This is a genomic window from Magnetovibrio sp., assembly GCF_036568125.1.
Lineage (GTDB): Bacteria > Pseudomonadota > Alphaproteobacteria > Rhodospirillales > Magnetovibrionaceae > Magnetovibrio.
The window spans coordinates 235,750-257,024 of the sequence record NZ_DATCTF010000010.1; the positions used below are offsets into that span (position 1 = coordinate 235,750).

Genomic DNA, 21,275 nt, shown 5'->3' on the forward strand with positions numbered 1-21,275 from the left:
GCGCGCCTCGGCACGCTTAAAAAGGATCGAAGTGTCGATGCTGAGCCGTCTATCTATCCGTGACGTGGTGTTGATTGAACGACTGGAACTCGACTTCAGTCGGGGGCTGTGCGTGCTGACAGGCGAGACCGGTGCGGGCAAGTCCATCTTGCTCGACAGCTTAGGACTGGCGTTGGGCGCGCGCGCCGAGGCCCGGCTGGTACGTCACGGCGCCGATCAGTCCGTGGTCACCGCCGAATTCGATCTCGACCCTGGCCACCCGATCTACGCGCTGCTGAACGAACACGGGCTGAGCGTCGCGGACGAACCGTTGATGCTGCGCCGTACCTTGGGCACCGACGGACGTTCGCGCGCGTTTATCAACGATCAAAGCGTCAGTGTCGGCCTGTTGCGCCAAATCGGCGAGGAACTGGTTGAAGTGCACGGTCAGTTCGACAACCAGCGCCTGCTGAATTCCGCAACTCACTTAGGCTTGCTCGACGCCCACGGGGGACATGGGCGATTGCGCGGCGATGTCGCCAAAGCCTACAAGACTTGGCGCGCCGTCGCGGTTGAACGTCAGCGCGCCGAGGAAGAGCTGGAAGCCGCGCGCCGCGACGAAGAGTATCTGCGCCATGCGGTTGAGGAACTGCGCGCGCTCAGCCCCGAAGCGGGCGAAGAAGAACGCCTCGCCAACGAACGGCAGATGTTGATGCATGGCGAAAAGCTCATCGATGCAATGAACAGCGCCAACAAGGCGCTCGACAGCGGTCACGGTGTGGAGCGCATGCTGCGCGACGCCCTGCGCGCGTTGGAACCGGTGGTGGAAAAGGCCGAAGGTATTTTGGACGCCACCTTGAAGGCTCTGGACAGCGCGGCGGAACAGGTATCGGTGGCGATCAACGAGCTCGACATCGCCGCCGGGCGGGTCGACTTGGACCCCCGTCATCTGGAGCAGGTCGAAGAGCGCCTGTTCGCCCTGCGTGCCTTGGCGCGCAAGCACAATGTTGATGTGGTCAATCTGGTCGATCTCTACGCGCAACTGTCGAAGCAATTGGAAAGCATCGAAGACGGCGGCACGCGTCTCGAAGAATTGGCCCGCGCGGAAATTCAGGCGCGCGGTGCTTACGCAGAAATTGCCGCGCTTTTGTCCCAAGCACGCCGCGAAGCCGCAACCGGACTGGACCGGGCGGTAGGTATCGAATTGGAACCGCTGAAACTGGGTGCAGCCGATTTTCGCACCACCATCGCCACCAGCGACGACGAGGACGGCTGGGGCGAAACGGGTTGGGACCGGGTGGCGTTCGAGGTCGCGACCAACCCCGGCGCACCGGCGGGGCCGTTGGGCAAGATCGCATCGGGCGGCGAACTGTCGCGGTTCATGCTGGCGCTGAAGGTGGTGTTGGCGCAGTCCGATCCGGTGCCGACGTTGGTGTTTGACGAAGTCGACAGCGGCATCGGCGGCGCGGTGGCGGACGCGGTTGGGCAGCGCTTGGCGCGCCTGGGCGAAGATGTGCAGGTTCTGGTGGTCACGCACAGCCCGCAGGTTGCGGCGCGGGGGCGTGCGCACTGGCATGTGTCGAAAACCCAAGAGGACGGCGCAGTGCGCACCAAGGTGACGACCTTGGACGCACATGAACGCGCCGACGAGATCGCCCGCATGCTGGCGGGCGCCAACATCACGTCTGAGGCCCGCGCGGCGGCACAGAGCCTGCTGAGCGGGGCAGCCGAATGACTTCGGACCTGCGATCGATTGCCGTCGAGGAATTGACCTCGGTCGAGGCCGATGCCGAGTTGGCGACCTTGGCGCGCGAAATCAAAGAACACGACGAACGCTATTATCAGAAAGACGCGCCCACCGTTTCGGACGCCGAGTACGATGCGCTGCGCCAGCGCAACGCCGCCATCGAAGCGCGCTTTCCCCTTTCGGTGCGCCCCGACAGCCCCACCCACCGGGTCGGTGCGGCGCCCGCATCAGGCTTTGGCAAGGTCAAGCACCGCAAACCCATGCTGTCGCTGGGAAACGTGTTCGACGAGGACGAGCTGCAAGATTTCATCGACGGCATCCGTCGCTTTTTGAAAGAGCTGAGCGACAATCCCGATACGCCGCTGGATATGGTCGCCGAGCCGAAAATCGACGGCCTGTCCATTTCGTTGCGCTACGAGCACGGCAAACTGGTGCAGGCAGCGACCCGGGGCGATGGCACGGTCGGCGAAGACGTGACCGCCAACGCGCGCCACGTGGCGGACATTCCCGTGGCGCTGCCCCAGGGCGTGCCCGAGGTGCTGGAGGTGCGCGGCGAGGTCTATATGTCCAAATCCGACTTCCTCGCCCTGAATGAGCGCCAGGAGGCCGAGGGCAGCAAGGTGTTCGCCAATCCGCGCAACGCCGCCGCCGGATCGTTGCGCCAGTTGGATGCATCCATCACCGCCAAGCGGCCGTTGAAATTCTTCGCCTATGCCTATGGCGAGGTCAGCGCTACACCATGGGAAACGCATGGCGCGTTTATCGACCTGCTCAAGGGGTGGGGGTTTTCGGTCAATCCGTTCACCCGCGTGTGCGACGGGATCGACGAAATCATGGCCCATTACGACACCATTCAAACGCATCGCGCCGAACTGGATTACGATATCGACGGCGTCGTCTACAAGGTCAACCGCCTCGATTGGCAAGAGCGTCTGGGCTTCGTGTCGCGCGCGCCGCGCTGGGCGATCGCACATAAGTTTCCGGCTGAAAAGGCGGTGACCATCGTCAACGCCATCACCATTCAGGTCGGCCGCACCGGGGTGCTGACCCCGGTGGCGGAATTGCAGCCGATTACGGTGGGCGGCGTGGTGGTTGGCCGCGCGACCTTGCACAATGCGGATTACATCAAGGACCTGGACATTCGTGTTGGTGATCATGTGCGCATCCAGCGCGCCGGTGACGTGATCCCGCAGGTGTTGGAAGTGGTCGACGATGGGGGCCATGAGGGCCGTCCGCCGTTCGTCTTTCCCACCACATGCCCGGTGTGCGATTCTCATGCGGTGCGTGAAGAGGGCGAGGCGGCGACGCGCTGCACCGGCGGACTGGTGTGCCCGGCCCAGGCGCATGAACGGCTCAAGCATTTCGTGTCGCGCAACGCCTTCGATATCGAAGGACTGGGCGGCAAGCACGTGGTGGCGTTTTACGACGACGGCTTGATCAGGACCCCCGGCGACATCTTTCGCCTGACGGCCGAAATGCTGGCGGGGCGAGAAGGCTGGAAAGACAAGTCGATTCAAAACTTGTTGGAGGCCATCGCGGCCAAGCGCACCATCGAAATGCCGCGGTTCGTGTATGCACTGGGCATTCGCCAGGTCGGCCAAGCCACGGCGCGCCTGTTGGCCAAGCAGTACGGTTCGATGACGGCGTTGCGCATGGCGATGGAGGATGCGCGGGTGATCGGCTCGGAAGCCCTGGAAGAGCTGCTCAGCATCGACGGCATCGGCGCGAGCATGGCCAAGGACATCGTCGAGTTCTTCGCCGAACCGCACAACAACGCTGTGCTGAACGATTTACTGGACAACGTCACGGTCGAAGATTTCGACGCCCCCGATACCGCAGGATCGCCGGTGGCGGGTAAAACGGTGGTGTTCACCGGCACGCTCGAGACCATGAGCCGCGGCGAGGCCAAGGCCAAGGCCGAAGCCCTGGGCGCGAAGGTGTCGGGATCGGTGTCGAAAAAGACCGATATCGTGGTTGCGGGGCCGGGGGCCGGGTCAAAGGAAAAGAAGGCCCGCGAACTTGGCCTGACGGTTCTGAGCGAGCAGCAATGGATCAATATGACGGCGTCATAAAATGGTTCGACAGCGCCCATTGTTCTTTCTTCCCTGCGTCACATATCTGCAAGCATTCTCGTTTAACCTTTGTTTCGTATCCAGAACGGAACGATTCCCATTGGAATGAGGATGTCGATCATGATGACCCCGAATCAATGTTGTGATCAAAAAAACAAATATCACTTTCCCCTGTGCGCTCAGTTCGACTGCATCGACCTGCGCAAACGACTTTCTCAATCGCCTGCCAAGGATCCTGGCCATGCCGAGTTTCTCGCGTATATGAGCCACGAATTGCGCACCCCGTTGACGGCCATTTTGGGCTTTACCCAAACCATGAAACTTGCACAAGAGTACCCGGGCTTGGGCGTCAACAGCGACGAATACGTCGACCATATCGACGTATCGGCCCAACAACTTCTGAAGGTCATCCAGACGATGTTGTCGTACCTGGAAGACGTGTGCGAGATTGAAACGGCGCGCAGCGCCAATCCCAAGTTTCAACACAAAAAAGGCCCCCTCAAATAGAGGGAGCCTTTTTAATTGTGAAGATGCAGGGCAGGCTTAGTGGAGCTTGCCGTCCATGTTCTTGATGGCGTCGTCGATTAAGGCGTCGGCCTTGGCGGCGGAAACTTCGCTGGTGAGGATGCGCTTGGTGGCGTCCATGGCGATGTTTACGGCCAGGGTGCGAACCTCGGCGATAGCCTGGCTTTCGGCCTGGGCGATGCGGTCTTTGGCCATCTGTTCGGAACGCTTGAGGCTGGCTTCGAGTTGCTCGGCGGCTTCCACGGCCAGGCGCTCGGCCTCGACCTTGGCGGCCTTGACGATGCTTTCGGCCTCCTTCAGGGCTTCGTGCTGCTTCTTTTCATAAGAGGCGAGAAGTTCCTGAGCTTCTTCACGAAGGCGCGTGGCTTCTTCGATCTGGTCTTGGATCTTCTGTGCACGTTCGTCGAGACCGGCGTTCATGGCACCAAAGAGCTTTTTGCCGAAGACGACAAAGAAGGTCACAAAGGCCAATGCGACGAGGAAGGTCGTGTCGAAGTACCACGGCACAGCGTGAGCGGCGTCGGTGGCTGCGTGGGCTTGGCTGATCAGCATGTGCGTCTCTCCTTACGCCCGGTCTTTGAGTGCGGCGTCGATCGCTGAGGTGACGGCGGCGTCTTTGGGCGCCTCGCCAATCAGCTTTTCGACCGCGCTTGCGGCCACGTCGGTCGCTACGTCGGTGATGCCGGACATCGCTGCGTCACGGGCCTTGGAAATGGCCTGTTCGGCGGACGCAATCTTGGTCTGCAGATCGGCGTTCAGTGCGGACTGACGCTGAGCAGCTTCGGCATAGGCCTTGTCTTTCACTTCGCGGATGGCGTCATGGGCCTTCGCGCGGGCGTCAGAGAGGGACGTTTCGTATGCCTGGGCGGCGGCGTCGGACTGAGACTTCAGTTCTTCGGCCTTGGCGAGGTTATCGTCGATCTTGTTTTGACGTTCCTCAAGGACTTCACCGATCCTCGGCAAAGCAACCTTGGCCATCAGCGCGTACAAAACGACGAACGTGATGGTCAGCCAAATCAGCTGCGACGAAAAGTTCTTCGGGTCCAATTGCGGAAGACCGGCGGCGAACGCAGGCGATGCAACGACGGTTGCGGCCAAGGTCGCCAGGGTGCTTACGGCAATTGTTGAATTCAGAATCCGCATGAGCGGGCTCCTGCCTGTTGGTTTGGTCTACAAGGTCTCGGGTCGGTTGGCGGCGGAGCGTGCCCCGCCGCCGAAAAAACCGGGAACCAGATTAGAACACAAACAGGATGAGCATTGCGATAACCAGCGCGTACAGAGCAACAGCTTCAACCAGGGCGAAGCCCAGGATGGCGCGGCCGAAGACTTTGCCTTCGGAAGCGGGGTTGCGGGCGATCGCGCTGATCAGGGACGAGAAGATGCTACCGATACCGGCGCCAACGCCACCGAGGCCAATAACGGCCAGACCAGCACCAATCATCTTTGCGGCTTCGAGTTCCATGGTTCAATTCCTTTTGCTCGTTCGTTTTGAACTGAGGTTGAGTTTAGCGTTTTAGGGTTCCTGCGGACTTAGTGCAGGTGGATCGCGTCATGCAGGTACAGGCAGGTCAAGACCGTAAACACGTATGCCTGCAAGAATGCGACCAAAAATTCAAAGCCGACCATCAAGACATCAATGCCAAACGGCAAGATGCCTGCGACGCTCATCGGCACGATAAATCCGGCAAACACCTTCATCATGGTGTGACCGGCCATCATATTGGCGAACAGACGTACCGACAGGCTGACCGGGCGCGAGAGATAGGAAATGATCTCGATCGGCACCATCAGCGGCATCACCGCCATCGGCACACCGGAAGGTACGAAGTAGGAGAAGAATTTAAAGCCGTGGCGTGCAATGGCCACGGCCGTGATGATCACAAACACGGTCATCGCCAAGGCAAACGTCACGATGATGTGGCTGGTGACGGTGAAGCTGTAAGGCAGCAGGCCGATCATGTTGGCGAACAGGATGAACATGAACAGCGAGAAAACGAAGGGGAAGTACTTGCGCCCTTCGGAGCCGACATTGTCGCGGAGTAGTCCGGCGACGAATTCGTAACTCAGTTCGGCCATCGATTGCCAGCGGCCGGGAACCAAGTCGCGCCCGCGCATGCCCATAACCAAAAACGCCGTGATGGAGACCACGGTCAGCACCATGAAGGCGCTGGCGTTGGTGATGGATGCGTCTACACCACCAAGACTGATCTCGACCAGAGGTTTGATATTAAATTGTGCAATGGGATCTGCCACGTGTATGTCCGCCTGATCAGGTTGCGTGTCTGTCTCTGTTTCGCAGTCCCGGCCTCCGCTTGGGGCCCGGTCCGCATCAAATCGTTTATTTCAGTTCCGAACGCCTTTCGGCATCCAGTTTAGTGCACACTGAAAAATGCGCACCTTTCCTAACCGTCTTGAAGGGGGAGAGCAAGCCCCCGAAGCCCGAAAATTGGCGTTTTTTGTCATTTTTTGGGGCTTGGCCGACCGTTCGGATCGGTGTCGTTCCCATTTGTTGCGCCAGAGGTCTCGGATTCCTTCAAATCTTCCTTCAAGTCTTCGTTCAAGTCGTCCGCCATGCGCATGGCGGTCTTATACACGTTCAAAATGCCGGCCGCCCCGCCCAGGAAGATGCAGATGATCATCATCCACGGCTTGGTGCCGAGCAACCGGTCCAGCCCCCAACCCAGTCCAACCCCCACCAAAAGCGCCGAAATGAGTTCGGTGCTGATGCGAAAGGCCTGTCCTAGGCCGGATTTTTCATTGCGAAGCTTCGGCTCTTTTCGGGACGTTCCCAATTCGACCTGGCGTGCCTTGCGGATACGCTGGCTCAGATCGTCGCCTTGTGCTTGCAATGATCGCTCAGGATCATGGTCCGTCATTTTCGACCCTCATGTGCCCTCGCGATTGCCAGCCCAACCATCAACGGACGATGGGCCGGAAGCGGGGGCATCATAGCCATGTGTTGAGTGCTGTCAAGCGCAGCAATCTCTAATATAAGTGACTGATAATACAGTGTATATTAGAACGTTCTGAAGTGCGCTCTTTGGGCCTAGGCCGACTCGCGGAATTTTTCAGCTTGTTCAAGGTCTACGCTGACCAATTGGCTGACGCCGCGTTCCGACATGGTGACGCCAAACAGACGGTCCATGCGGGCCATGGTCATGCGGTGGTGGGTGATGATCATGAAACGCGTCGAGCCGGATGCAGCCATTTCTTCCAGCATGGTGCAGAAACGGTCGACGTTGGCGTCGTCGAGTGGGGCGTCGACCTCGTCGAGCACGCAAATCGGCGCCGGATTGGTCATGAACACCGCAAACAACAGCGCGGTGGCGGTCAAGGCCTGTTCGCCGCCCGACAGCAGGCTCAGCACCTGCATGCGTTTGCCCGGCGGGCTGGCGAGAATTTCGAGGCCCGATTCGAGCGGATCGTCCGCTTCAATCAGTTTCAGATGGGCCTGACCACCGCCGAACAGGCGCACGAACAGCTCTTGGAAGTGTTTGTCGACCTCGCGGAATGACGCCAACAGACGTTCGCGGCCCTCGCGGTTCAGCTCGTTGATGCCCCGGCGCAGCTTTTCGATGGCTTCGATCAGGTCGCCACGCTCGTTTTTCAAGGTGTCGATCTGCTCTTCCATTTCACGCGATTCGTCTTCAGCGCGCAAGTTGACCGGGCCCATGGTGTCGCGTTCGCGCATCAGGCGTTCGACCTTGCGTTCCACCGATTCTTCATCGGGCAGGGCGGCGTCGGCTTCCAACTCGGCCACTTCGGCAAGGTTGTCGGGACCGCAATCGAGCTTTTCCTTGACCCGTTCGGCGATCGACGCACACGCCTGTTTGCCTTGTTCGACAGAGCCTTCGATGCGCACCCGGGTTTCGCGTGCCAGCGCCAGGCCGCTTTCGGCTTCGCGCAGGCCTTTGTCGCTTTCGGCCAGCCTGCGTTCGGCTTCGGCCAGTTGATCGGCGGCGGCTTGACGTTTGGCTTCCGCCGCGTCGATGAAGTCGAGCAGTTGCAGACGCTTTTGCTTGATCTCTTCGGGGCGCTGGGCCAGTTCTTCCAATTCGGCGCGGATTTGGCCGGTGCGTTCTTCCAGATCTGCAATGCGCTGCACCGCGCCTTCCGAGCGTTCCGACCACGACGCCAATTCGCGTTCGATGTCGGCCAAGCGCCGGGCGCGTTCTTCGGCGTTGCGCTTGAGGCCGGCGAAAATGCCTTGGCGTTCGACCTGGATGGTGCGTTTGTCGGCCAGTTCCTCGCGCACCCGCATGACGTTTTCGCGGGCCAATTCGGTGTTGGGCAGTTCGCCCAGCGCGACTTGTGATTCGACGCATTGCTCCTTGGCCTCGGAAATATCGCGCTCCAAGGTTTCGGCGGCGTTGACCACAGCTTCCAATTTGGAATTCTGTTCGGCGATTTGGGTGCGGATCTGGGCGACCTGATCGCGGGCCTGGCTGTGCGCGGCTTCGCGTTCGCGCAGCGCTTGGCGGGCGGCGCGTTCCGCGTCGCGGGCGTCTTCGGCGGCTTCGCGGGCGCTGAGCGCTTTGGCGTCGGCTTCGTCGACTTGCGCCTCGGCGGTCTCCAACTGGGCGCGCACGTCTTTCAAGCGGTTGAGTTGTTCCAGGCGCACCGCAGCGGCGGTTTGCGCGCCTTCGGTGATGGTATAGCCGTCCCAACGCCACAGCGCGCCTTCGCGGCTGACCAAGCGTTGACCTTGTTTCAGTTCGCGCGACAGGCGTTCGCCGGTGGCCACATCATCGACCACGCCGATTTGGCTCAGGCGGCGTTTCAAGGCATGCGGGGCCTGGGTGACATCGGACAGCGCCCGCGCGCCGGCGGGCAGGGCGGGGGCGTCGGGATAGGGATCCAACGCGGTCCAGTGCACCGGCGCGGATTCGTCTGACGACGCGTCCAGCTCTTCGCCCAACGCCGCGCCCAAAGCGGCCTCGAAACCCACTTCGACCGACACGGCTTCGATCATCGGCGGCCACATTTCCGGCTCGCCGGTTTCGAGAACCTTCGCCAGGGCTTGTTCTTCGGCTTCCAGACGCGACAGCGCGACGCGCACTTCTTGCAAATGCTGGCGGACGTTTTCGGACGTTTCCTGGGTGGCGGCGGAGGTCGCCTCGGCCGTTTCCAAATGTTCGCGCGCGCCGGTGATGGCGTCTTCGGCGGCGGCCAGCGCGGCTTCGGCGGCGTTGAGGCCGCTGGTTTCCGACGCCACCCGTTCCAGGTGCTTGCGTTGGTCATTGAGCTCGCGCAGACGGTGCGACAGTTGATCGATGCGCGTTTCAAGATCCTGCACCGAACGCGTCAGGCTGGCGCGCTGGGCTTCGTCGGCGGCCAACTTGTCGGTCAGTTGGGTGTGGTTTTCTTCCAACTCGTTGACCAGCGCGGTCGCTTCGCTGAGTGCTTCGGCGGCTTCCTCGACCGCGTCACCTTCGCCGTCCTGGGCGGCGACGATGTCGTTCTTTTCGTGCAGCAGCCGTTCCGATGCCTGGGTTGCGTCTTCGGCCAAGTTGCGTTCGCGGGCGATGTCGTGGCTGACCTGTTCCAAGCGGTGAACCCGGTCCAGACGCGCGTCCTCGATGCGTTTGACCTCGTCGTCGAGGCCGTCGCGGGCCAAGGACAGGCGTTGCAATTCCGCTGCCGCCTCGGTTTCGACTTGGCGCAGACCCGGCACCACGTCCGCCGCGCCCGCCTGGGCGGTCGCCGCCGCCGCGACCTGGGCGGTCAGTTGCGCGACGATGGCTTCGGCTTCCTTGAGCTTTTCACGGTCCACTTCTAAGCCGTCGATGGCGTTGATCCAGCGAATGTGAAACAGCAAAGCCTCGGCCTTACGGATGTGGTCGGACAAATTGCGGTAGCGGGTCGCTTGGCGGGCCTGTTTTTTCAGGCTTTGCAGCTGGCCTTCCAAGGTGATGAGGATGTCGTCCAACCGCGACAGGTTGTTTTCCGCGCCGCGCAAGCGCAGTTCGGCTTCGTGACGGCGCGAATGCAGGCCGGTGATGCCGGCGGCTTCTTCCAACAGCACGCGGCGGTCGGCGGGTTTGGCGGAAATGACTTGGCCGATCTTGCCTTGGCTGACCAGCGCGGTGGAGCGTGAACCCGACGCGGCGTCGGCGAACAGCAGCTGCACGTCTTTGGCACGCACGTCCTTGCCGTTGACCTTATAGTTGGAGCCGCTTTCGCGCTCGATCTTGCGCACAACTTCCAGATCTTCGGCATCGTTGAACATCGCCGGCGCGATGCGCGCCTTGTTGTCCAAGTGCAAGACCACCTCGGCAACGTTGCGTGCCGGACGGTTGGAAGAACCGCCGAAAATCACGTCGTCCATGGACGCGCCGCGCATCTGCTTGGCCGACGTTTCGCCCATCACCCACTTGAGCGCTTCGACCAAGTTGGACTTGCCACAGCCGTTGGGCCCGACCACGCCGGTCAGACCGGGCTCAATCTTGAGCTCGGTCGGATCGACGAAGGACTTAAACCCTGAAAGTCTGAGCTTAGTGAAGCGCAGCACGTCGTGATGTTCCCCAAATACCTTTTCGTGTTGAACCGCTCGCGGATGCGATCAGTTGGCCCCTTTGGCGCTCAAAGCCTTGTCCAATTCGTCTTTGAAATCGTCGAACGCCATCGCGCCTTGGATTTTCTTACCTTCCAAGATGAACGTCGGCGTCGAGCTGATGGCGTAGAGATCCTGCGCGTTTTGCGACGTGCTTTGGATGCCTTGGGCCAATTCTTCGCTGCGCAGACATTGATCGACGTCTTCGATGCTGAGGCCGGAGAACCGTGCGATGCTGACCAACGCCGCGCGCGGCTTATCGGAACGCGCCCAGCTGTCTTGAGCGTGATAGAGGCGGTCGAACAGTTCGAAATGACGCTTCGGCCCGGCGCAACGTGCGATCATCGCGGCGGCGAGCGCCAGATTGTCGAGCGGGAAATCGTGAAACACGATGCGCACCTTGCCGGTGTCGACGTAATTCTTTTTGATCTCGGGCAAAGTATTGACGTGGAAGTTGGCGCAATGGCCGCATGTCAGCGACGAATATTCATGCAACGTGACCGGCGCGTCCGGCGAGCCGATGCTCATTTCGCTGAGCGCGTCGTTGATGGACGCCATTTCAGCGCGCGCGCCACCGTTCACGGTGAGAGCGGACACCACAAGCACGACCGCCAGCGCAAACGGCGCGGCGTGACTCAAGATGTTCAAGGCTTTGGCTTTGATGGTATATGTGGACATTTGCTGCTCCCGCACCACTAGATGTTGATGAATATATGGCACTCGCCAGCGCGGCTCAAGCGCGGCGAACCTCTCAAAAGGTAACTAATTGTGGATAACTGGCCGAATTGTGGGCTCCATATGGCTGCAACGGCTCAATCCGTATCCTTATTTCGTCCTTTTATGTTGGCGCCCAACCGCGCCAGCGCCTCTTGGATCTCCGGGTCGTCAACGAGGGCCACGGTGTGGCTCAAGTCGGCGGCTTCGGCTTCGTTCAACGGTCGCGGCGGCTGGTTTGGCTGGTCTGGTGCGCCCTGGGGCAGGGGGCCTTGGATCAGCTTGATCCGAACCACCGCCCTGTAGCCGAAAAACGTGTTGATGCGCTCAATGATCTGCGGCTCCTGATGTTGCAGTTGGGTGGCGAACGCGCCGCTGTCGGTTTTCAAATGCAGCGTGCCGCCGGTCGCACCGTCGCGGGAGAAGACGATTTTCTCCGGCTGAGTGTGACGAGCCATAGTATCGCCGACAATTTCTGGCCATTTTGTGACGATGGCGCCGTGGGTGAAGCCATGTTTGCCGAGCAGGCGTTTGGTCAGGCGGTCGACGGATAGCGCGACCGGTGCGGCCCAACGGGTACGGGTCTCGCTGGGGACGATGCCGCGCGGTTTCTTTTTTGAATCGTCCGTGGTGGATTTCGCTGCCATGTTCATATGGTATGGTGCCTCGCAGCGCGAAACAATCACCTAAACAACCGACACAGACATTGGTCAACCCCATGCCGCAGACGCCATCCGCCCTCGACCTCAGCACCGCCTTGTTGGCCTGGTTCAGCCGCACCGGGCGCAGCGACCTGCCGTGGCGCGATGCGCCGTGCGGGGCGCGCGATCCGTATCGGGTGTGGCTGGCGGAAATCATGTTGCAGCAAACCACCTGCGCGGCGGTGATTCCCTATTTCAACCGCTTCACCAGCCAATGGCCGGACGTCAAGGCGCTGGCGCGCGCCGACACGGATGATGTGATGCGCGCATGGGCGGGTTTGGGCTACTACGCACGGGCGCGCAACATGGTCAAATGCGCCCAGGAAGTGGCGGAACACCGGCAAGGCGCCTTTCCCACCAACGAGCAAGACCTGCTGAGCTTGCCGGGCATTGGTCCTTATACCGCCGCCGCGATCGCCGCGATCGCCTTTCAAGGCCCCGCCGCGCCGGTTGACGGCAATGTCATTCGCGTGCTCAGCCGGTTATATGCCATCGAAGACGTGATGCCCGCGAACAAGAGGGTGGTCGGCGACTACGCAGCAAAGATGCTGCCTCCTGGGCGCAGCGGCGATTTCGCCGAAGCGCTGATGGATCTGGGGGCGACCCTATGCAAGCCGAAAAATCCCAACTGCGCCGCATGTCCGTGGACCGACGCTTGCCAGGCGCACCGCGAAGACCGGGTAGCGGATTTTCCGGTCAAGGCGGCGAAAAAAGAAAAGCCTACGCGGCGCGGTTGGGCGTTTTGGATCGAACGCGCCGACGGGTGCATCTTGCTGGAACGCCGCCCCGACAAGGGTCTGCTGGGCGGTATGACGGGCTTTCCGTCAACGCCTTGGCAAACAGACGCCATCGCGGCCGCGCAAGCCGTCGCTAGTTTACCGTTCGCTGGGCGATGGGAGGCGCTGGAGGAAACCGTTCGCCACACCTTTACGCACTTCCATCTGGAGCTGGGGGTGATCAAGGTATCCGTGCAGGACGTGCCGGGCGAGGGGCTGTGGAGTGCACCGCACGATGTCGAAAAGCACGCCTTGCCCAGCGTGATGAAAAAAATATCCGCGTTGCTTTTATGAGTATTTGCAAAATGCAAAAAAAAGGGTTTTCATAAATCATACATGTCCCCATATTGAAATGAGCAAGGGGAGCGCTATGGTTGATAAATCTAGAGTATTGCTCGTAGAGGATACGGTGCCTTTGGCGCGGACGTACGAGGCCTACCTTGAGGGTGAGCCGTACGACGTTACCCATGTGGAAACCGGCAAGGAAGCCTTGGCCATTTTGGCGGAAACGCCGCCCGATGTGGTGCTCTTGGATCTGATGCTGCCTGACATGGATGGCTTGAGCATTTTGGAGCATATCTCCACAGAGCAAATTCCTTCTGCGGTGGTGGTGATTACGGCCAACGCCTCTCTCAACACGGCGATCGACGCCATGCGTCTTGGCGCACTCGACTTCATGGTCAAGCCCTTCAATGCCGCTCGTTTGAAGGTAACGCTGAAAAACGTCCTGGAACGCCAGCAACTCAGTCAGATCGTTGCAACCTACCGTAACGATATCGACCGGCGCGAATATCAAGGCTTCATCGGTTCGTCGCTGGCGATGCAGCGGGTCTATCGCATCATCGACAGCGCCGCGGGATCCAAGGCGACCGTGTTCATCACCGGCGAAAGCGGCACCGGTAAAGAGGTCTGCGCCGAGGCCATTCATCGCCAAAGTCCGCGTGCCAGCAAACCGATCGTTGCGCTCAATTGCGGCGCCATTCCCAAGGATTTGATGGAAAGTGAAATTTTCGGCCACGTCAAAGGTGCGTTCACCGGGGCTGTGACCGACCGTGACGGCGCGGCGACGCGGGCCGCGGGCGGCACGTTGTTTTTGGATGAGATCTGCGAAATGGACCTCAACCTCCAAACCAAGCTGTTGCGCTTCATCCAAACCGGGACTTTTCAAAAGGTCGGCGGCAGCAAGCTCGAAGACGTCGATATCCGCTTCGTGTGCGCCACCAACAAGGACCCCATGGTCGAAGTCGCGGAAGGGCGCTTTCGCGAAGATTTGTTCTACCGGCTGCATGTAATTCCCATTCACATGCCGGCCCTCAAGGAACGCGAAGACGACGTGCTGGCGATCGCGGAAAAATTGCTCGCCGATTACGCGGCGGAAGAGGGCAAGCCGTTCAAGGGCTTCGATGCAAAGGTGCGGGCCGTGTTCAAGGCCTATTCCTGGCCAGGCAACGTCCGCCAACTGCAAAACGTCGTGCGCAACATCGTGGTGCTGAACGATGGTGAACTGGTCGACAGCACCATGTTGCCCGCACCCTTGGATCAATTGCTCGATAACGTTAATCCGCTTCCGGAAACGTCACCGGCCCGTCCGGCAAGTTTTCCGACAAGCTTTGGCCCCGTGACCGAACACGCGTCCAGGGGCAATGGTTTGATGCCCGCACGCAAAGAGGATCTGCGGCCGTTGGACGAGATGGAGCGGACCATCATCGAGCATGCCATCGATTTATGCGATGGCAACGTTCCGCAGGCTGCGTCGCATCTGGGCATCAGCGCCTCGACCATTTACCGCAAGCGTCAAAACTGGGAAGAAATGATGGACGCGTAGACGGACTTATGCGTTCCGCGTCTGCGCGGCCGAGAGCGTTGCCGCGATGTCTTGTTTGAGGATGTCTCGTGCAGCCAGTGCCTGAGCGCGAATTTCGGTTTCGTTTGCGCCGTCACAAGCATCTTGCAAGGCCCTTGCAGCCTCACCGCCGTCCACCGCGCCGTAGGTCAGGCATAAGCCCTTGAGCGAATGCGCCTGGATGCGCAATTCCGCTATATCGCCGCCATTTATCAGATAATCTTCGATTTTCGCGATGCGCGTTTCTGCGTCGTTTTTGAAGATTTCCAAAAGCTTCAGCGCCGTGTCCGCTCCGACATCGTGTGCGAGTTGGTCAAGGATATCGAGATCGGGCACGGCGCGAAAACTCCCGGAATGTTCCTGGGTACTTATTCGTCGTAAGAAATCAGCGCTTCGAACGGTGCACCAAGCTTTTCGCGGCCACCCAAGAACGTCAATTCGATGATCGCGGCCGTACCAACCACATCGCCGCCGACTTTCTTGCACAGTTCGATGGCCGCGTTCAACGTTCCGCCGGTGGCGAGCAAATCATCGAGGATGACCACGCGCTGTCCGGGATGGATGGCGTCGTCTTGAATTTGAATGGTGTCACTGCCGTATTCGAGGTCGTAGCTGTGTGAGACCAAACCGCCGGGCAGTTTACCGGGTTTGCGCGCCATCACGAAACCGCATCCCAGTTTCAGAGCCAGGGGCGCGGCGACGAGAAATCCACGCGATTCGATGCCCACCAATACATCGGGCTGGTATGCGCCGATCATACGCGCCATGCGGCCCATGGCGACTTGCCAGGCGTCGGCGTGCGAAAGCAACGTTGAAATGTCGTAAAACAAAATTCCCGGTTTGGGGAAATCGGGAATGCCCCGGATGTATTCCTTAATGTCCATATGCGCTCAGGCCTCTTGCAGATTGAGTGTTGGCGATGGGGGATAAATATGCGCCCTGATCATACGCGGGCGGCCTGTCCCGGGTAAAGCCCTTGGATATGGTCAAATTGCGGGGCATGGCAAAAGGGCCGATGCGGTGGCATCGGCCCTTGCTCGACCCGGTAGGGGCAACCTTGTGAGAATATCTCGGTTTAGTTGGACTTGAGATATTCGATGATGGCGGCGCGGTCTTCTTCTTTTTTGACCTTTACGACCATGGTGGTGGCTTTGCCGATGAATTTCTTCGGATCTTCGATCCAGGCGCTCAGGTTGGCTTCGTCCCACATGATGTCCGAATCCTTCAGCGCTTTGTATTTTTTAAAGTCCTGCTGGCCGGCCTGTTTGCCGACGATGCCAGCCAAGGACGGACCGATGGCATGCTTGCCGGGTTCCATGGAATGGCACTTCTTGCAGTTCTTCTTGAACAAGTCTTCACCTTCATCCGCCATGGATGCGGCGGGGATCATGGCGAAGCAAGCGAGGGCGACAGCGACGTGGATGGATTTCATGGGGGAATTCTCCAGATGATCACAAGTACGAGAGCGGTTGATATGCGGACTAAATCCAATCAATGCGCATAAGTTAGCTTCGATTTTTATGAAGGCAAGGGGTAAAATCCAAAAATCAGCTGTGCAATTAGGATCATTCAAAAAAAGCCCCGCTCGATCGAGCGGGGCTTTGTCACGTCATTTAGAACGCAAGTGGCGGAATTATTCGCCTTTGAGATACTCGATGATTTCTTCGCGTTCTTTTTCTTTTTTCACTTTAACGGTCATCGCGGTCGGCTTGCCGATGAATTTCTTCGGATCTTCGATCCACTTGCTGATGTTGTCTTCATCCCATGTGAAGTCAGCGCCAGCCAGAGCTTTGTACTTGCCGAAGTCGGTGGAGCCAGCCTTGCGACCCATTACGCCAGCCAAGGACGGGCCGACTTTGTGCTTGCCGGCTTCCATGGTGTGGCAGGTGCCGCATTTTTTGTTGAAGAGCTTTTCGCCCTTGCCTTTAGCCATAGCAGAACCGCTGGAAACGGCGATGGCGGCAGCGACGCCAAGCGCCAGAATCTTCGTGGTGTTCATGTTTTACGTCTCCAATTGAGCTTAATTATGTGAAGCGTGCCCTGTTCAGGTGCGCGATTTTGTAGCGTATGCGCCCCCTCTTTGGCAACCTCCCGCAAACTTGCGCATCGCACGGTAAGGTCGGCATTATAATCAAATAAAAGGGGATTGACTAGATTGTCACTGAAAGTTGCTGATTTCACGCCATATAGCGTAATCGCGGTGGAATTTTTGCATGGACCCCCATACTTTTGCGAATTCCTGATCGTTTTGCGATTGTTCACGCGCTACGTCTTTCCACGCGGCTTCCAGCGCGTGTAGTACGGCGTCCGGCCAACGGCGGACTTGGACACCTGCCAGGCTCAGATCTTTTAAGGCTTCGAATTGCTGGGCATCCGCCAATACCAAGGCGTGGCGGACGTTGTCGCCACACACTGTGTTGATGGCGGTGCGTTCCTGGCCGGTCAAATCGTTCCACACCTGGGCGTTGATCACCAAGGTGAACAGGGTCACGGGCTGACGCCAGCCGGGAAAGTAATAATTTCGCGCAAATTTCTGGAAGCCCAACGGGGCGTCCACGCTGGGCAGGGAATATTCGGCACCATCCAATTGCCCTTGTTCGAATTGGGATAAAATATCGCCGACGTTCAGACGCTGGATGTTTGCTCCTAATTTGGCCAGCACATCGCCGCCCAGGCCCTCCGCGCGGATGTTGAGACCCTTGAAGCCCTCGACACCGCGCACCGGGGCGCGATACCAGCCGGACGCCGCAGGGGGCACTGCGCCGCACAACGTCGCATGAAGGCCTCTTTTTTTCATGGCTTCGTCAAGCAATTCGCGGCCGCCGCCATGGTAATACCAGGCCAAGTGCTCCGCAGCGCCTGGACCGAAAGGAACGGCAGTGAACAGTTGCATCACCGCGGCGTCGGGGGCCCATCGTCCGGGGGTGGCGAACAGGGCCTCCACGGTGCCGGACTTTACGGCGTTCAAGGTATCGTCCGATTCGACCAATGTGCCGGGGTCGAACACGGTGATCCCAAGGCGTCCGCCGCTGGCGATGGGTAAGGCCTTTTGCAAACGCAACGGCAATTCGCCGAGAACGGGGGTTTTGGCCGGATACATGCTGATGATGCGCAGCCGCTTGCGCGGCGCTGTCAGAGGGGCGGTCGTGGCCATTGGCGTTGCTTGCGGTGGGGTGTCGGTCTTTAAGCCGAGCGTTTCCGCTCCTGGTGCCGTCACGTCCGCGCCTTGATGGCGCGCAGCCTCCAAACGTGGGGCGACAACGGTCGCGCCGACCATGACCCCGACGACCACGCCAATAACAATGCCGATGATGGTGTTGCGCATGTTTTGCTTTTACCCCAAGCCAAAAGACGGTGCTGTTAGCCGTTTTTTCTCTTCACGCGCGGCGAGGATAGCAGCGTGCCCTAAGGTGGGAAAGCGTAGAGTCGTTCTAATTTAACGGATTTGATTTGTGCATTGTTTTACTGTATTTTTGCGTAAAATAATAAGATGTATTTTGTCGCCTGATTTAGAAAGCTGGCACCGTTCCCAGCTTCAACAAGGAATAAGGAAATGGTCATGGCTCCACTTGATCGCGCGCTTGTGACGCGCGAACAGCAGTTGCAAGAAGCATTGGATGCGTTGATTGCTCAGCACGGTGCGCAAAGCGAAACGGTGGCTCTCATCCGTGGTCGTCTCGACGATGTGCGTAAAGACTTGGCAGCGTCTCAGGTTGATCTTACGGGCAACGAATCACACACCGGCAGCATCGTTGAGTCTTGGGGTGCACCCAAGTGCAAAGACAGTGCGCTGATGTTTGTGATCCTCGGCGGTGTGTTGATCTTCGCCTTCGGCGGCATGTCGACTTTGTTCGTGTTGATGCTCGCTGCGAAGTGGTGAGACGAGTCCCAATCTAACACGCACGGTGTGTTACGCTGTGCGCGTTAACGCCTGTTCGACTGCGGAAATCAAATGGTCCATATCGACCGGCTTACTGACGAAGCAGACGTCGCTTCGTTGCAATATTTCCGTATCCAGTTCGAATTTCTGATGCACCGACAAAATCATGATCGGTACGTCTCTGGAATTGGGGTGACTGCGAAGTTTCTCATACGTTTGGAGCCCATCCATGACCGGCATGGCGAGATCGAGGATGATCAAATCAATTTGGTTGTGAGCGGCATAATCCAGTCCGACCGCGCCGCTGTCGGCACAGGTCACGGTGTGTCCGGCGTTGTTTAAAAACAAGGTGACGATCTCGTGAATATTGATGTCGTCATCGATCAAAAGAATTTCAGCCATTGGCCCCCGCACAGTTATTTTTGCAAATTGCAAATATCGTTTGGATACTACTTCACAATACAATTTACGTGCCATTCTGGCTGCTTTGTGGCTAGCATAGAAACATTCCATCATTGAGGGCAATTCACACCACACTTTTTAGATAATGTTAGGATGGGGCACCAAAAGATTCGCGGTAATGCGTGCATAGTGCTCTTGGAGGGGGAAGGCCATGGCCCAGAAAGGCTGGTCGAAAAGTACGTACGAAGTGCTCACCACGAACGGTAAGCGCTGGGTCATCGATATGTCTTCGTCCAGTCGCGGCGATGCCATGGATTATGCTGAAAAGCTGTTGACGGGCGGGAAGTGCGACGGCGTTCGGGTGACCGAACTGCGTGAGGGATGGTCCACCGAACGGGTGGTCTTTGAAAAAAACAACACCGGCCGGGAAAAGCCCTTGCGGATTTATCCCGAACCCGAAGCCCAGTTTTGCACCACTCTTAACGATTATTACGCCTTGCCCGCACGTCTGACCATGGGGCGAATTCTGCGCGCCTATCTCGATCGCAACAACATCACCATGTTGGAGCTTTTGTTTCACGCCGGCCATTTGCGGGCGTTGGACCGCATGGACAAATTTTTCCCCTCCGCCATTCAGCACGGCGCCCAGCTGCAGGCGAAGCTGACCGGCCAAACCAAGATGGAACGCCTCGACAAGTTGCAAACCGTGTTCGACAAGGTGTTGGCGCGGGCACGCAAAGGCGACGACTTGACGGGCTATGCGGAATACCTCGAAAACCACGATTTGGACCGGGCCGTAGCCCTCATTGAAGGCGAGGTCGATACCAAACAGGTTCAACGCACCATATACGGCATGCTGGCCAATCATCTCGAAAGCAGTGGCTGGCGCGAGAAATTCAAACGCGCCATCACCTTGGCTGAAAAATCAGAGGCCGAACGCCCCCTGGGCTTTGCCGATGAACTGCTGGCGGAAATTCTCGATGGTGCGGCTGCTATCGAAGAGCTGTTTGGTGGTTTCTCGACCGCGATCGAGGCGTGGAAGACCTACCTGGCTCTGATCAGCGGTCGCTTGACCCGTACGCCCGGCTATATGTCGCCGGACGTCGTGCGTCTCAACGAACTGTTCAACCGGCATCCTTTGAACGCGACACGGCAAATTTTGTTGCGCCGTATCTCCAAGGGTCTGGGCAGCACCCAGGCGCTGTCCAAAGATGGACGGGAAAAGGACCGCACCGATTTCGTCGGATTATTACGCGGCCTGGTCGAGCCGACGGGGCTCAGTGGTGGGCCGCAAATGGCCGAGGCGATGATCTTACGCGCGAAGACCTTGTTGGGCGAAGACGGCAACGACTTGCCCATCGATACCGCCATTCGGCAGGCCCTGTATCTGATGCCCAGCCAAGCGGTGCGCTTAGGGGTTCTGTTGGATTTGACCTCCTCGGATTTGGGTCAAAAGCACGAAGGCGCGATCCGCCAGCAGTTGTTGCACCTGCTCGATGCGCTGCGCTCCATTTACGATCTATTTCCCGAGGACGTCCAAGAAGACGAGCGTCTGCGCGGCATCGACGCGTTGCGTGAACGTCTCGGCATGAGCATTTTGGGAGAAGACATCAAATCGTCGTTGTCTGCCTCGCTGGGCAAAATGGCGCAGGCGCAGGCCGAACCATCGCCCCCCGTCGTTGAGGAAAAGGCGGAACCCACGCCCGCGGCGGCACCCGCACAGACCGAGGGAGAACTGGACCTGCAACCCGGTCAAGTTCTGTTCGAAGAGGGCGAGGAGGGCAAGGCCGCGTATTTGATTCTCGACGGCGTGGTCGAGGTGTCGCGTATCTTGGGCGACGAACCCCGCCATCTTGCGACGCTGAGCCGCGGTGAAATCGTCGGCGAGATGGCGTTGATCGACCACCAACCGCGCATGGCGACGGTGACGGCGATGACCGCGACCAAGCTGATGTGCATTTCGGAAAAAAGCCTGTCGGACCGCATGAGCAAGTTGGCCGAAAACGACCAAGTCTTGCACTTCCTGCTTAAGACTGTGGTGCGCCGGTTGCGCGGCTTGGCGCGCAATACCGAATAGCGCCCC

At 59.0% G+C, this 21,275-nt stretch carries 21 protein-coding genes; 7 read left to right on the forward strand and 14 right to left on the reverse strand.

Annotation, left to right across the window (positions count from 1 at the left end):
• Nucleotides 1–37: 37 nt before the first annotated feature.
• The 3 genes from recN to VIN96_RS05845 all read left to right on the forward strand — a co-directional run bounded on the left by recN (nt 38) and on the right by VIN96_RS05845 (nt 4,305).
• Nucleotides 38–1,714, forward strand: a complete 1,677-nt coding sequence (gene recN, locus VIN96_RS05835) for a DNA repair protein RecN (RefSeq protein WP_331894605.1) — start codon at nt 38–40, stop codon at nt 1,712–1,714.
• Entirely contained in the window at nt 1,711–3,798 is a 2,088-nt protein-coding gene (ligA, locus tag VIN96_RS05840) for an NAD-dependent DNA ligase LigA (RefSeq protein WP_331894607.1), read from the forward strand. Before recN ends, ligA begins: the two co-directional genes overlap by 4 nt.
• 120 nt (nt 3,799–3,918) lie before the next feature.
• A complete protein-coding gene (locus tag VIN96_RS05845; RefSeq protein ID WP_331894608.1) occupies nt 3,919–4,305 on the forward strand; it encodes a histidine kinase dimerization/phospho-acceptor domain-containing protein in 387 nt (128 codons plus the stop codon).
• Nucleotides 4,306–4,341: 36 nt separating this feature from the next.
• Here VIN96_RS05845 and VIN96_RS05850 read toward each other — a convergent pair whose 3' ends face one another.
• From VIN96_RS05850 to VIN96_RS05885, 8 genes are all read right to left on the reverse strand, one after another.
• The gene (locus VIN96_RS05850) at nt 4,342–4,875 is read right to left on the reverse strand and encodes a F0F1 ATP synthase subunit B (protein ID WP_331894610.1); all 534 of its coding nucleotides are present in this window, start codon (nt 4,873–4,875) and stop codon (nt 4,342–4,344) included.
• 12 nt (nt 4,876–4,887) lie between these two features.
• Entirely contained in the window at nt 4,888–5,466 is a 579-nt protein-coding gene (locus tag VIN96_RS05855) for a F0F1 ATP synthase subunit B' (RefSeq protein WP_331894612.1), read from the reverse strand.
• Between the two features lie 91 nt (nt 5,467–5,557).
• Nucleotides 5,558–5,785 carry a F0F1 ATP synthase subunit C gene (locus VIN96_RS05860; RefSeq protein ID WP_331894613.1) on the reverse strand — a complete coding sequence of 76 codons (228 nt, stop codon included), beginning with the start codon at nt 5,783–5,785 and terminating at the stop codon, nt 5,558–5,560.
• A gap of 68 nt (nt 5,786–5,853) precedes the next feature.
• Nucleotides 5,854–6,576 carry a F0F1 ATP synthase subunit A gene (locus VIN96_RS05865; RefSeq protein WP_331894615.1) on the reverse strand — a complete coding sequence of 241 codons (723 nt, stop codon included), beginning with the start codon at nt 6,574–6,576 and terminating at the stop codon, nt 5,854–5,856.
• 206 nt (nt 6,577–6,782) lie between these two features.
• Nucleotides 6,783–7,199, reverse strand: coding sequence for an AtpZ/AtpI family protein (locus VIN96_RS05870; protein ID WP_331894617.1), 417 nt, complete (start codon nt 7,197–7,199; stop codon nt 6,783–6,785).
• A gap of 170 nt (nt 7,200–7,369) precedes the next feature.
• Complete coding sequence (smc, locus tag VIN96_RS05875; RefSeq protein ID WP_331894618.1) at nt 7,370–10,834, reverse strand: chromosome segregation protein SMC; 3,465 nt, start codon at nt 10,832–10,834, stop codon at nt 7,370–7,372.
• Nucleotides 10,835–10,885: 51 nt separating this feature from the next.
• Nucleotides 10,886–11,554, reverse strand: coding sequence for a DsbA family protein (locus tag VIN96_RS05880; RefSeq protein ID WP_331894620.1), 669 nt, complete (start codon nt 11,552–11,554; stop codon nt 10,886–10,888).
• Between the two features lie 134 nt (nt 11,555–11,688).
• Entirely contained in the window at nt 11,689–12,243 is a 555-nt protein-coding gene (locus VIN96_RS05885; protein ID WP_331894622.1) for a DUF721 domain-containing protein, read from the reverse strand.
• A gap of 65 nt (nt 12,244–12,308) precedes the next feature.
• Between VIN96_RS05885 and mutY the strand changes: the two genes are divergently transcribed.
• Nucleotides 12,309–13,361 (forward strand): A/G-specific adenine glycosylase, encoded by a 1,053-nt coding sequence (gene mutY / locus VIN96_RS05890; RefSeq protein ID WP_331894623.1) that lies wholly within the window; start codon nt 12,309–12,311, stop codon nt 13,359–13,361.
• 76 nt (nt 13,362–13,437) lie between these two features.
• Entirely contained in the window at nt 13,438–14,892 is a 1,455-nt protein-coding gene (locus VIN96_RS05895) for a sigma-54 dependent transcriptional regulator (RefSeq protein ID WP_331894624.1), read from the forward strand.
• Between the two features lie 6 nt (nt 14,893–14,898).
• Here VIN96_RS05895 and VIN96_RS05900 read toward each other — a convergent pair whose 3' ends face one another.
• From VIN96_RS05900 to VIN96_RS05920, 5 genes are all read right to left on the reverse strand, one after another.
• Nucleotides 14,899–15,246 carry an Hpt domain-containing protein gene (locus VIN96_RS05900; RefSeq protein WP_331894625.1) on the reverse strand — a complete coding sequence of 116 codons (348 nt, stop codon included), beginning with the start codon at nt 15,244–15,246 and terminating at the stop codon, nt 14,899–14,901.
• Between the two features lie 32 nt (nt 15,247–15,278).
• Nucleotides 15,279–15,794, reverse strand: coding sequence for an adenine phosphoribosyltransferase (locus tag VIN96_RS05905; RefSeq protein ID WP_331894627.1), 516 nt, complete (start codon nt 15,792–15,794; stop codon nt 15,279–15,281).
• A 191-nt stretch (nt 15,795–15,985) separates the two neighbouring features.
• The gene (locus VIN96_RS05910) at nt 15,986–16,342 is read right to left on the reverse strand and encodes a c-type cytochrome (protein WP_331894628.1); all 357 of its coding nucleotides are present in this window, start codon (nt 16,340–16,342) and stop codon (nt 15,986–15,988) included.
• A 201-nt stretch (nt 16,343–16,543) separates the two neighbouring features.
• Nucleotides 16,544–16,909 carry a c-type cytochrome gene (locus VIN96_RS05915; protein WP_331894629.1) on the reverse strand — a complete coding sequence of 122 codons (366 nt, stop codon included), beginning with the start codon at nt 16,907–16,909 and terminating at the stop codon, nt 16,544–16,546.
• Between the two features lie 159 nt (nt 16,910–17,068).
• On the reverse strand, nt 17,069–18,235 hold the full coding sequence (locus VIN96_RS05920) for a C4-dicarboxylate ABC transporter (protein ID WP_331894630.1): 1,167 nt from the start codon (nt 18,233–18,235) through the stop codon (nt 17,069–17,071).
• 234 nt (nt 18,236–18,469) lie between these two features.
• On the opposite strand from VIN96_RS05920, the gene VIN96_RS05925 reads away from it, so the two are divergent.
• Entirely contained in the window at nt 18,470–18,790 is a 321-nt protein-coding gene (locus VIN96_RS05925) for a hypothetical protein (protein WP_331894632.1), read from the forward strand.
• 30 nt (nt 18,791–18,820) lie between these two features.
• Here the strand turns inward: VIN96_RS05925 and VIN96_RS05930 are convergent, their stop codons facing one another.
• Nucleotides 18,821–19,192 carry a response regulator gene (locus VIN96_RS05930; RefSeq protein ID WP_331894634.1) on the reverse strand — a complete coding sequence of 124 codons (372 nt, stop codon included), beginning with the start codon at nt 19,190–19,192 and terminating at the stop codon, nt 18,821–18,823.
• 211 nt (nt 19,193–19,403) lie between these two features.
• Between VIN96_RS05930 and VIN96_RS05935 the strand changes: the two genes are divergently transcribed.
• The gene (locus tag VIN96_RS05935) at nt 19,404–21,269 is read left to right on the forward strand and encodes a cyclic nucleotide-binding domain-containing protein (protein WP_331894636.1); all 1,866 of its coding nucleotides are present in this window, start codon (nt 19,404–19,406) and stop codon (nt 21,267–21,269) included.
• The last annotated feature ends 6 nt before the right edge of the window (nt 21,270–21,275 follow it).

Excerpts from the sequence above, each read along its gene's own strand:
- recN (WP_331894605.1), top strand. The coding sequence starts at position 38 with ATGCTGAGCCGTCTATCTATCCGTGACGTGGTGTTGATTGAACGACTG.
- ligA (WP_331894607.1), top strand. The coding sequence starts at position 1,711 with ATGACTTCGGACCTGCGATCGATTGCCGTCGAGGAATTGACCTCGGTC.
- VIN96_RS05845 (WP_331894608.1), top strand. The coding sequence starts at position 3,919 with ATGATGACCCCGAATCAATGTTGTGATCAAAAAAACAAATATCACTTT.
- VIN96_RS05850 (WP_331894610.1), bottom strand. The coding sequence starts at position 4,875 with ATGCTGATCAGCCAAGCCCACGCAGCCACCGACGCCGCTCACGCTGTG.
- VIN96_RS05855 (WP_331894612.1), bottom strand. The coding sequence starts at position 5,466 with ATGCGGATTCTGAATTCAACAATTGCCGTAAGCACCCTGGCGACCTTG.
- VIN96_RS05860 (WP_331894613.1), bottom strand. The coding sequence starts at position 5,785 with ATGGAACTCGAAGCCGCAAAGATGATTGGTGCTGGTCTGGCCGTTATT.
- VIN96_RS05870 (WP_331894617.1), bottom strand. The coding sequence starts at position 7,199 with ATGACGGACCATGATCCTGAGCGATCATTGCAAGCACAAGGCGACGAT.
- VIN96_RS05880 (WP_331894620.1), bottom strand. The coding sequence starts at position 11,554 with ATGTCCACATATACCATCAAAGCCAAAGCCTTGAACATCTTGAGTCAC.
- VIN96_RS05885 (WP_331894622.1), bottom strand. The coding sequence starts at position 12,243 with ATGAACATGGCAGCGAAATCCACCACGGACGATTCAAAAAAGAAACCG.
- mutY (WP_331894623.1), top strand. The coding sequence starts at position 12,309 with ATGCCGCAGACGCCATCCGCCCTCGACCTCAGCACCGCCTTGTTGGCC.
- VIN96_RS05895 (WP_331894624.1), top strand. The coding sequence starts at position 13,438 with ATGGTTGATAAATCTAGAGTATTGCTCGTAGAGGATACGGTGCCTTTG.
- VIN96_RS05905 (WP_331894627.1), bottom strand. The coding sequence starts at position 15,794 with ATGGACATTAAGGAATACATCCGGGGCATTCCCGATTTCCCCAAACCG.
- VIN96_RS05910 (WP_331894628.1), bottom strand. The coding sequence starts at position 16,342 with ATGAAATCCATCCACGTCGCTGTCGCCCTCGCTTGCTTCGCCATGATC.
- VIN96_RS05915 (WP_331894629.1), bottom strand. The coding sequence starts at position 16,909 with ATGAACACCACGAAGATTCTGGCGCTTGGCGTCGCTGCCGCCATCGCC.
- VIN96_RS05920 (WP_331894630.1), bottom strand. The coding sequence starts at position 18,235 with ATGCGCAACACCATCATCGGCATTGTTATTGGCGTGGTCGTCGGGGTC.
- VIN96_RS05925 (WP_331894632.1), top strand. The coding sequence starts at position 18,470 with ATGGCTCCACTTGATCGCGCGCTTGTGACGCGCGAACAGCAGTTGCAA.
- VIN96_RS05930 (WP_331894634.1), bottom strand. The coding sequence starts at position 19,192 with ATGGCTGAAATTCTTTTGATCGATGACGACATCAATATTCACGAGATC.
- VIN96_RS05935 (WP_331894636.1), top strand. The coding sequence starts at position 19,404 with ATGGCCCAGAAAGGCTGGTCGAAAAGTACGTACGAAGTGCTCACCACG.